Source organism: Cohnella luojiensis (assembly GCF_004564235.1).
Classification (GTDB): domain Bacteria; phylum Bacillota; class Bacilli; order Paenibacillales; family Paenibacillaceae; genus Cohnella; species Cohnella luojiensis.
The window spans coordinates 22,164-28,406 of the sequence record NZ_SOMN01000047.1; the positions used below are offsets into that span (position 1 = coordinate 22,164).

4 protein-coding genes, 1 pseudogene and 1 riboswitch are annotated in these 6,243 nt (G+C 53.0%); all 5 genes and pseudogenes read left to right on the plus strand.

Translation table 11 applies throughout. From position 1 onward, the window contains the following. The first annotated feature begins 38 nt into the window (after nucleotides 1-38). Entirely contained in the window at nucleotides 39-1,493 is a 1,455-nt protein-coding gene (locus E2980_RS22045) for a circularly permuted type 2 ATP-grasp protein (protein ID WP_135154389.1), read from the plus strand. Between the two features lie 20 nt (nucleotides 1,494-1,513). Continuing rightward, nucleotides 1,514-2,467, plus strand: coding sequence for an alpha-E domain-containing protein (locus tag E2980_RS22050; RefSeq protein ID WP_135154390.1), 954 nt, complete (start codon nucleotides 1,514-1,516; stop codon nucleotides 2,465-2,467). Then, a complete protein-coding gene (locus E2980_RS22055) occupies nucleotides 2,464-3,330 on the plus strand; it encodes a transglutaminase family protein (RefSeq protein ID WP_135154391.1) in 867 nt (288 codons plus the stop codon). The genes E2980_RS22050 and E2980_RS22055 overlap by 4 nt, the downstream gene beginning before the upstream one ends. A 207-nt stretch (nucleotides 3,331-3,537) precedes the next feature. Beyond that, nucleotides 3,538-3,637: riboswitch (purine riboswitch) on the plus strand. Then, on the plus strand, nucleotides 3,626-5,152 hold the full coding sequence (locus E2980_RS22060; RefSeq protein WP_276322379.1) for an NAD(P)/FAD-dependent oxidoreductase: 1,527 nt from the start codon (nucleotides 3,626-3,628) through the stop codon (nucleotides 5,150-5,152). It overlaps the preceding riboswitch by 12 nt. Nucleotides 5,153-5,693: 541 nt before the next feature. Then, nucleotides 5,694-6,243 (plus strand): annotated as a pseudogene (locus E2980_RS22065) (RNA-guided endonuclease TnpB family protein); the annotation flags it as partial.

Genomic DNA, 6,243 nt, shown 5'->3' on the forward strand with positions numbered 1-6,243 from the left:
TTACAATAAAACCCATTGGAGAGAAGGAGCCGATCTGCATGGAAATGATGAACGAAGTATCGGCAACTTCGCCTTCCTCCCGTTTCTACAATGAGATGTATAACGGAGCTCAAGTTCGTACCCATTACGGCAAAGTCCATCAGGTGCTTTCCCGTATGTCGCTGGAGGATCGGGTAGCCAGGCAGGTGCAGATGAACGGTCGCCTTCTTGAAGAGGGGATCACGTTCACCTTGTCGGGCGGAGACCAGCCGGAGGCGCTCGAGAGGACCATTCCGTTTGATCTTATTCCCCGAATTATACCGGCAGAGGAATGGGAGATCATCGAGCAAGGCACCAAGCAGAGAGTTCGGGCGTTGAATGCCTTCTTGGCGGACATCTATCACGAGCAATGCATTCTGAAGGATGGACTCGTTCCTCGTCGCATGGTGATGGGGAACCGGTATTTCCGCACGGAGATGATGCGGCTTTCGGTACCTGGAGGAACCTATGTCACCTCTTCCGGAATCGATCTGATCCGCGACGAGAAGGGCGACTATTTCGTCCTGGAAGACAATTTGCGGTCGCCTTCGGGATTCTCCTACGTATTCAAAAGCCGTTCGATCATGACTCACGACTTCCCCGAGTTGTACTTCTCGTATCCTGTTCGGGGCATCGAGCGCGCGTTGCATGAATTCCGCTCCTCCTTGCGGAACCTGGCTCCGACGGACAAGGCCGATCCGGTTATCGCTCTTCTGACTCCGGGGAGCTTCAACTCGGCCTATTTCGAACATACTTTTCTCGCGCAGCAGATGGGCATGGAGCTTGTCGAAGGACGCGATCTCGTCTGCAGGGACAATAAAATCTACATTCGCAAGCTATCCGGCTTGAAGAAGGTCGACGTGCTCTACCGTCGCATCGACGACGATTATCTGGATCCGCTGGCTTTCCGTCCCGATTCCATACTAGGCGCGGCCGGGTTGATGAACGCATACCGGTTCGGGAATATCACGATCGCGAATGCTCCCGGCACAGGGGTTGCGGACGATAAGGCCATTTACACTTTCGTTCCGGAGATGATTCGTTACTACTTGAACGAGCGGCCGATCCTGAACAACGTGCCAACTTACCTTATGAGCCGACGGGATGAGAGGGAGCATGTCTTAGAAAGACTGGAGGAGATGGTCGTCAAGGAGACGTCGTTGTCCGGAGGATACGGGATGCTCGTAGGCCCTGCTTCCACGGAGCGGGAACGGGAGGCGTTCGCTGCTAAAATTCGCGAGAACCCCGACAATTACATTGCGCAGCCGACGATCAAGCTCTCTACTTCTCCGATAAGCCTCGATGGCCGGATGGCCCATCGGCATATCGATCTTCGGGTATTCGCGCTTGCGGACGGCAACAACGTCCACGTATTGCCAGGCGGTCTAACGCGGGTGGCTATGAAGGAAGGTTCCTTGGTCGTGAACTCATCGCAGGGCGGCGGAGTGAAAGATACTTGGGTATTGGCGAAATAAGTTGTTAAGGAGTGAAGCCCATGTTGGATCGCATAGCGGAATCGTTGTTCTGGATCGGGCGGTACACCGAGCGCGCGGAGAATCATGCCCGGCTTCTGGATGTGTATTACCATCTTCGGGAGGATGGCAGCGGAGAATCGGAAGCGGTCTGGAGGCGAATAGCCGAGGCGATCGGCGACTGCGCTCTGTACGAAGAGAGATACGAGGCTTATCGGGAGCGCGATGTGCTGTATTTCCTAACGCTCGACCTTACCCAAGACAACTCCATTCTGTCATGCATCGCGCAAGCCCGCGACAATCTGAAGAAAATTCGCGAGCAGCTTCCCTCCGAATTATGGAATTTGTTGAACGGTTTCTACCTGTGGTTAAGGGGCGTTCAACTGGAGGAGGTTATGCAGCAATCCCCGCATCGCTTTTTCCAGAGGGTAAAGGAAGGGCTTGCGGCTTTCCAGGGGACGGCGGTGTCCATTGCGCTGCGCGACGAGTCTTGGCAGATGTTAGAGAGCGGGCGATACTTGGAGCGCTCGGAGAACGTAGTCAGACTGCTGCAATCCGTCAGCAACATCGAGCCGGATAAACGCAAGGCTTCCTACGCCTATACAATGGCAGTGCTAAAATCGGTCGGAGGTTACGAGGCGTTCCGTCGGCTGGATCTCGAGGATATCTCGCTGGAAGAGGTTGCCAGATTTCTCGTGCTTCAGGAGACTTTCCCGCGTTCGGTGCATTTCGCGCTCGCATCCTTCGAGCAGCATCTGAAGGCGATGCGCGGCCAATCTGAGAAGTCGGGCTCCGCCCTCGAACGGATGATCCGGCTTGCGGGCAAAGCGCGTTCGGAGCTGGGTTGGTTAGACCGCAACGACATAACGATGGATACTTTGAACGCCATTCTAGAGCAGCTGCTAAGCACGAACAGGCAGCTCGGAGAAGCGGTTGCCAAGTACTTTTTTTCCCCTGGACGGGAGGTTATCGCATGAAGTTGGACATTTGCCACGTGACAAGGTACCAATACGATTCTTCGGTGACGGACAGTGTCAATGAAATCCGGCTCACGCCTCGCACGGATGAACGACAAGCTTGTTATCAGCACCGGTTGATTATTGAGCCGAACGTGCAGCTGCAGTCTTATGAGGATTATTTCGGAAACCGGGTGCACTCTTTTACCGCTTACGCCCCTCATCGGGAGCTGGTCATCACTTCCCGCTCGACCGTGGTGACGAGAGACCGGGATGTCGTATGGAAGACGGCCTGGGGGCCGGAGGAATCCTGGAACAGGCTGAGAAGCGAGGATTTCATCGATAGTAACGCGGAATACTTGCTGCCTACGCACTTCGCCTCGTTCCACTCGTCGGTCGAAGCTTACGCTTACGGCATTCAAGGCGAGGAAGAGGGCGTATTCGGCTTCATCCGGAATGCGGCAAGCTCGATATACGGGGATTTCGAGTACAAGCCCCATTCAACCGGCGTGCACACGACGGCGGCAGAGCTGATCGGGATCGGGACAGGGGTTTGCCAGGATTTCGCTCATCTATTACTTGCCGTTTGCAGGCTTAGGGGAGTGCCGGCGAGGTATGTAAGCGGGTATCACTTCGTTGGCGACCTCCAGGGCAGGAACGCGGATTTCGAGCAGGCCTCTCACGCTTGGGTTGAGGTGTACATTCCCGGAGCAGGCTGGCAGGGCATTGATCCAACGAACAATAACCTCATTAACTGGCGTTACGTGAAGCTAGGCCATGGTCGAGATTACATGGATATCGTCCCGGTAAAAGGGATCTATCGCGGCACTTCGGGACAGAGACTAAACGTGTCGGTGGATGTCCGGTTGGCGGAGACGGGATAATCGAATATAATAGCGCGGAAAAGAGGCAACCTGGTGGGTTGCCTCTTTTCTATCGTTCAATAACTCTCATAATGTTCGGAAATAGAGGATGTAAAGTAGTTTTGTGAACACAATTTTATATCGGTTGAGTTTATATGCGAATGATTATGACGTTCATCCATTGACTTGTACGGTTAAATGGGGTACTCTACGTAATGGAAAAGATCTTAAATACTCGATTCAATCATTCGTATATCCTTGGCGATACGGGCCGGGGGTCTCTACCGGGAACCTTAAATTCCCGACTACGAAGGATGTGGCACACCCACACCCTTTTGGCAGTCGGGAATTTTTTTGTGCTGTCCAAACAGCGACTGCGAGGGCCAACCAGGAGGAGATTATTCAGATGAGCAAATACGACGTTATCGTTGTTGGCGCGGGTCCGGCCGGTATTTTCACCTGTTACGAATTATCGAGAACCTCGCCGCATCTCAAGGTGCTGTTGGTCGACAAAGGCCATGATATTAAAAATCGCCACTGCCCGATACTGGAGAATAAAATAGAGCTTTGCCCGCCTCCCGCGGGGAAAAAAGAATTCGCAGGATGCCTGCCCGCTTGCTCGATTACGGCCGGTTTCGGCGGGGCGGGAGCCTATAGCGACGGTAAATTCAACATCACGACGGAATTCGGGGGCTGGTTAACCGACTATTTATCGCCTTCCCAAGTATTGGGATTGATACGTTACGTGGACGAGATCAACCTAGAGCACGGAGCGACGTTGAATCTAACGGATCCGACGACCGAGTTCGTCAAGAACATTGAGCATAGAGGGTACGCGGCGGGATTGAAGCTGTTGCGGGCGCAGGTTAGGCATCTGGGCACAGAGCAAAACCTTGAAATATTGAAATCCATTAACGTTTACTTGGATAGCCGAATCGACATGAGGTTCAAGACCGAAGTCGCGGATTTGTTGACGGAAAAAGAGAACGGTGCACATCGCGTGCGGGGGATATTGCTCAAGAACGGCGAGGAAATCGAGGCGGATACCGTCGTGGTTTCTCCGGGAAGGGATGGCTCCGGCTGGCTGACCGAGGTACTGAAGAAGCGCCGCTTGGTCATGGTCAACAATCAAGTCGACGTGGGCGTGCGAGTGGAAACCTCCGATGTCGTCATGCGCGAGATCAACGAGCATCTGTACGAAGGGAAATTCGTTTTCAATACTTCCGTGGGCACGCGAGTCAGAACATTCTGCAGCAACCCGTCCGGGCACGTGGTCGTCGAGAACCACAGCGGTGTCATGGCGGCTAACGGACATGCCTTCAAGGATCCGGCTCTAGGCTCCGCGAATACGAACTTCGCGCTGCTGGTCTCCCATAAATTCACGGATCCTTTCGATAAACCGAACGAATATGCGCGGGAGATTTGCAAAAGGGCGAACGATCTCTCGAGCGGAGGCGTTATCGTTCAGAAGTACGGGGATATTCTGAGAGGGCGCCGTTCCACGGCCGGGCGTATCAAGGAGGGCTTCATCGAGCCGACGCTTCATGAGGCCGTTCCGGGAGATCTCGGGTTAGTGCTGCCTTACAATACGATGAAAAGCTTGATCGAGATGGTGGAGGCGCTGGATAAGGTTACTCCGGGGATCGCATCCGAACATACCCTGTTCTACGGCGTCGAAGCGAAGTTCTATTCCGCCCGGCCAAAGCTCAGCGAGACGTTAGAAACGGAAATTTCGGGCTTGTACTGCGGCGGAGACGGCGCGGGCGTCACTCGCGGCTTGGCGCAAGCCGGCGCTGCGGGCGTATGGATCGCGCGGGCGGTTGCGGAGCGGAAGGGGAAGTAATTGGGGGAGGCACGCGCCGAATTATCAAAGATAGTTTGCTAATTACGTCAACTGGAAGGGAAGCGCGCCGAATTAGCGAAGAAAGTTTGCCAACTCCGTCCACTGTGAGAGAAACGCGACGAATTAGCGAAGAAAGTTTGCCAACTCCGTCCACTGTGAGAGAAGCGCGCCGAAATAACAAAGGACTTCCTCAATAGGGGAGGCGAGAGCACTCAACGCACGCAGTGCCAGGGATTGCCGCTACGGCACAGGATCGAGCATGCGCGAGAGCACTTAACGGCAGGGATTGCCGCTACGTTACAGACAAGACATTATGCCCCGATTGAGCGGCATGATGTCTTTTTACAGAATCAAGCCGAGAAAGCCCTTGCCTTCAGTCATGGGATGAATCGCCGTAGGACAAGTTCTGCCTTCAGTCAGCTTAATTGTCCTACACATCTCTACTGTTATTGTTTGAGTAAACGGACATCAAAGTCATTGTGCAATAAGCCTTTTTATACGAACATTTGTTTGGTATAATATCCGTGAAGGAGGTGATCAGATGCAAACCATAACCGTTCAGATTCGCATATTTCCTGACAATCCCACATTGTTGCGCGAACATGGCAATGCATATATCGAAGCGACGAACCGACTCACCATGCAAGCAGAAAGAGCAGGAACATTCCCCCATCTAACATCTAAAGACATTGAAGCGAAGCTGCCTTCAGCGGTAAGGAATCAAATCATTCGCGATGCAAGAAGCATACATAAGAAGACGAATAAGCAAGGGAAACGTCCGATATTAAAACGTAGAGCCTACTACGTGAACAATCAAAATTATTCGTTTGACGGCAACGTAGTCGCATTTCCAGTCATGATGGATGGGAAAGTACAGCGACTCAGGGTCGCATCCCGTTTGACCGAACGAGAGTATAACATTCTGTCAAGCGGAAAACTTGGACTAATGAAGGTCGTGGAGAAGTCGGGCAAATGGTACGTTCAAATTTCTGTTGAAAAACAATTCGGACAAACGACTGGCGATGCAACAATGGGTATTGATCTTGGATTGAAAGTGCCGGCAGTCGTTGTCACATCCACAGGCAAAACAA

What these genes read in the sequence shown, in the direction of transcription:
- E2980_RS22045 (WP_135154389.1), top strand. Translation starts at nt 39, where the DNA reads ATGGAAATGATGAACGAAGTATCGGCAACTTCGCCTTCCTCCCGTTTC.
- E2980_RS22055 (WP_135154391.1), top strand. Translation starts at nt 2,464, where the DNA reads ATGAAGTTGGACATTTGCCACGTGACAAGGTACCAATACGATTCTTCG.
- E2980_RS22050 (WP_135154390.1), top strand. Translation starts at nt 1,514, where the DNA reads ATGTTGGATCGCATAGCGGAATCGTTGTTCTGGATCGGGCGGTACACC.